We start from the raw sequence: 3,075 nt of genomic DNA, 5'->3' as shown, positions 1-3,075 counted from the left end.
GTATATGATAGTTATTGTTAATAATTTAAAGTGTAAATTATTAACAATAACATTTTTATTTTATTTCTAATCACATTACATAAAGTTTAAAGTATGCTACATTTTGTTTGAAGATGTTTTAATGAGTGGTTTTCCTTCTATAAATTATTTGGAATTAGTTATTAAAACAATTAATTTTAAAGGTGACGAAATGAAAGAGATAATAGCAAGATTAATAGAGTTGAATGATATTGTAGTTTCTTCGTGTAAAAATGATGATTTTAATAGTGTCACTGTTACCGGTAAACCATCACTAACCAGTGTTGATGCTGCTCATCAAATTGTTAGAACAGGATTGACTTGGAATGGAAATAATGTTTTTCATAAGGCTGCTAATATAACGTTTTCATTTCCTGAGTTTTATTTTTCAAGTTACACTCCCGGAAAAAATGAAACAGGGCTGAGTCAATTTACAAATATTCAGAAAAACATGGCAAAACTATCTATTCAAGCATGGTCTGATGTCGCAGATATTACATTTTTAGAAGTGTCAGCAGTTCAAAGGTCTAATATAACATTTGGTAATTATAGCTTGCAGGCTGATGGTAAAACACCAGCTTATAGCCAGGCGTATGCTTATTTGCCAGGAGGAGGGGGGGCATCGGGACAAACTTGGTATAATTATAATATGAATAATATTCAACGACCGGACTTGTATGAGTATGGGCGCCAAACGTTATCACATGAACTCGGTCACGCTTTAGGATTAAGCCATCCGGGGAGTTATAATGCTGGAAACGGCAATCCTACTTATGACAAAAATGCTGTATATGCAGAAGATACAAGAATGTACAGTATAATGAGTTACTGGAGTGAAAAGTATACAGGTGGAGATCATCAAGGTCACTATTCATTCGCGCCTTTGCTTCATGATATTACTGCAATACAATATTTGTATGGGGCTAATATGAGTACGCGACTGGATGATACGGTATATGGATTTAATTCCAACACTGGTCGAGACTTTCTTTCAACAAATTCAAGTGAAAAGAAGCTCATTTTCTCAGTATGGGATGCTGGAGGGAATGACACCTTTGATTTTTCGGGGTATGGCAATAGTCAGCATATTAATATTAATGAAGAGAAGTTTTCTGATGTAGGTGGATTAAAAGGGAATGTATCTATAGCCAAAGGGGTCATAATAGAAAATGTTATTGGGGGTTATGGGAATGATGTTATCATTGGTAATGACAGTGTGAATATTTTGAAGGGAGGGCGGGGTAATGATGTTATATTTGGAGGCGGTGGTGGGGATGAGTTATACGGTGGTGAAGGTAAGGACGTATTTTTATATTATTTCAGCAAAGAGTCGACGCAAAGCAGATATGATTGGATTAGAGATTTTCAGACAGGCATTGATAAAATAGATATATCATATCTTAATAAAAAGCTGGATGGGGAGATTAGATTTGTAGAGCTGTCGAGTGATAAGAAAGGAGATGCATCAATAAAATATGAACCTAGTAATGATATTACGACACTATCCTTAAATATGGGATGGGAACCTAATTTTATTTTGAAAATAGTAGGCGCGGTCAATACAGAAACTGATTTTTTTATCTAAAATAATATTAGTAATGGCGTTTTAGATGTTCTATAACCCCATCGTACTGAAGCATTAATATATGGCTTCTGTGAATTTGTTGTGATGACAGTTGCCCTGTTAACTTAAGCCAAGATGAGTGGAATCGAACACAGATCAAAGACGTAGTTGATATAACATCAACAATATTGCTAACAGGGCGTCTGAAATGATAACAGAAAAATTCTTTCTGTCAATAGAAAGAATTTTCGGATGCTCACCCTTTTTATAAACCAATGCTGAGAGATTAATTCACTTATGTTGTCCCCCGGCAAGGGGCTGACGGAGCCTCATAAATCAGTTCTAATAAACCAACACCATATCTGGTAGGTTCTGGCATGATTTAGAATGGTGAACAGCACCATTCGCTTTAAAATTAGCGGGGAGTGCCGTAAGACATTCTCCGCTAACATTAGATACGAGATAATACGCCGTGATTTAATACTGTTGGCCTGATGAATTTAGATGTAACCTTTTATTTTTAGCATGATAACCAATAAGCTACAGGACTATTCTGCTCAGCGTTGCAAGTAAGATCAGGACCAGTATTCTTCCCACTAAACGACTGTAACTGGCAGATAGGCCAAACTCGAAGCGTTTGCTTTTTTTATTTCGAAAGTTTTGTTCTAACTGCATGCGATTACTATATAACCTCATGATTTAACATGGTTGAAAGTTATTTATGCTACTGAATATTAACCAAGGTTCTTTGGTTGATGCTCGTTGTTCTTTCTCCGCTTTTTGGGGAGCTACGCGTCCTTTAGACCGCTTGTTTTTCGACCTCTTGCTTCTTTTCTGTAAAGATAAGAGTATCTGTCACACTGATAACTGTGTGTGCGAGTTAACGTCCTTTCACCCAAGTTTTTAGTTTCATATCAGAAAGGTGATGACATATATCTCCTGTATTTTTAAGACGCAACTTAATGTTTCCACGAACACGGCCGATAAAACACCAATCAAGCTTTTTACATGTTGGAACTAATTAGCTTGAAGCCCTGCATCGGTAATGATGATAACTTTTTTCTCCAGTGAGATAGCTTTAGCCAGTTCTTCAAGGAATTCTTTTTGGATCAATACATTGTTTTGTTTACTTGATGGGACAACTTTACTTAAAAGAGGCAATGAACGGCCATCACAAACGAGGCTGGCCGCAAAACATGATAATCTTGCGATGGATATCCAGTCTAATCCACAGCAATCACTACGAGCGAGGGTTGTCGAGTTAACATCTCGATAATATTTTTAAAAATTAATGGGATATATCGATGGAGCAACGAATTCCCCAGTAAACGGTCAATACGTTTTATTTTGTTCTTTACCTGGCAAAAATCGCCCAATACTGGTCAACGTTAGCGATGCACCATTGATCAGCCCAACTGTATGCATCAACGAGTGCATTTTACCGATATTGATGAAAAGGTCCTGGAAAAAATTCTGGCATAATTTACGGGCAG

1 protein-coding gene and 1 pseudogene are annotated in these 3,075 nt (G+C 36.5%); one reads left to right on the top strand and one right to left on the bottom strand.

The window, feature by feature from the left end; translation table 11 throughout:
- The first annotated feature begins 121 nt into the window (after positions 1-121).
- Complete coding sequence (locus tag H5P17_RS26265) at positions 122-1,603, top strand: serralysin family metalloprotease (RefSeq protein WP_255478007.1); 1,482 nt, start codon at positions 122-124, stop codon at positions 1,601-1,603.
- 321 nt (positions 1,604-1,924) lie between these two features.
- On the opposite strand, the pseudogene H5P17_RS26260 reads toward H5P17_RS26265, so the two are convergent.
- Positions 1,925-3,075: pseudogene (locus tag H5P17_RS26260) on the bottom strand (IS4 family transposase); the annotation flags it as partial.

Source organism: Serratia sp. OS31 (assembly GCF_014164835.1).
Taxonomy (GTDB): Bacteria; Pseudomonadota; Gammaproteobacteria; order Enterobacterales; family Enterobacteriaceae; genus Serratia; species Serratia liquefaciens_A.
The sequence above is the reverse complement of the archived record's forward strand: the minus strand, read 5'-3'. Positions and strand labels throughout refer to the sequence as shown.

What these genes read in the sequence shown, in the direction of transcription:
- H5P17_RS26265 (WP_255478007.1), top strand. Translation starts at nt 122, where the DNA reads ATGAGTGGTTTTCCTTCTATAAATTATTTGGAATTAGTTATTAAAACA.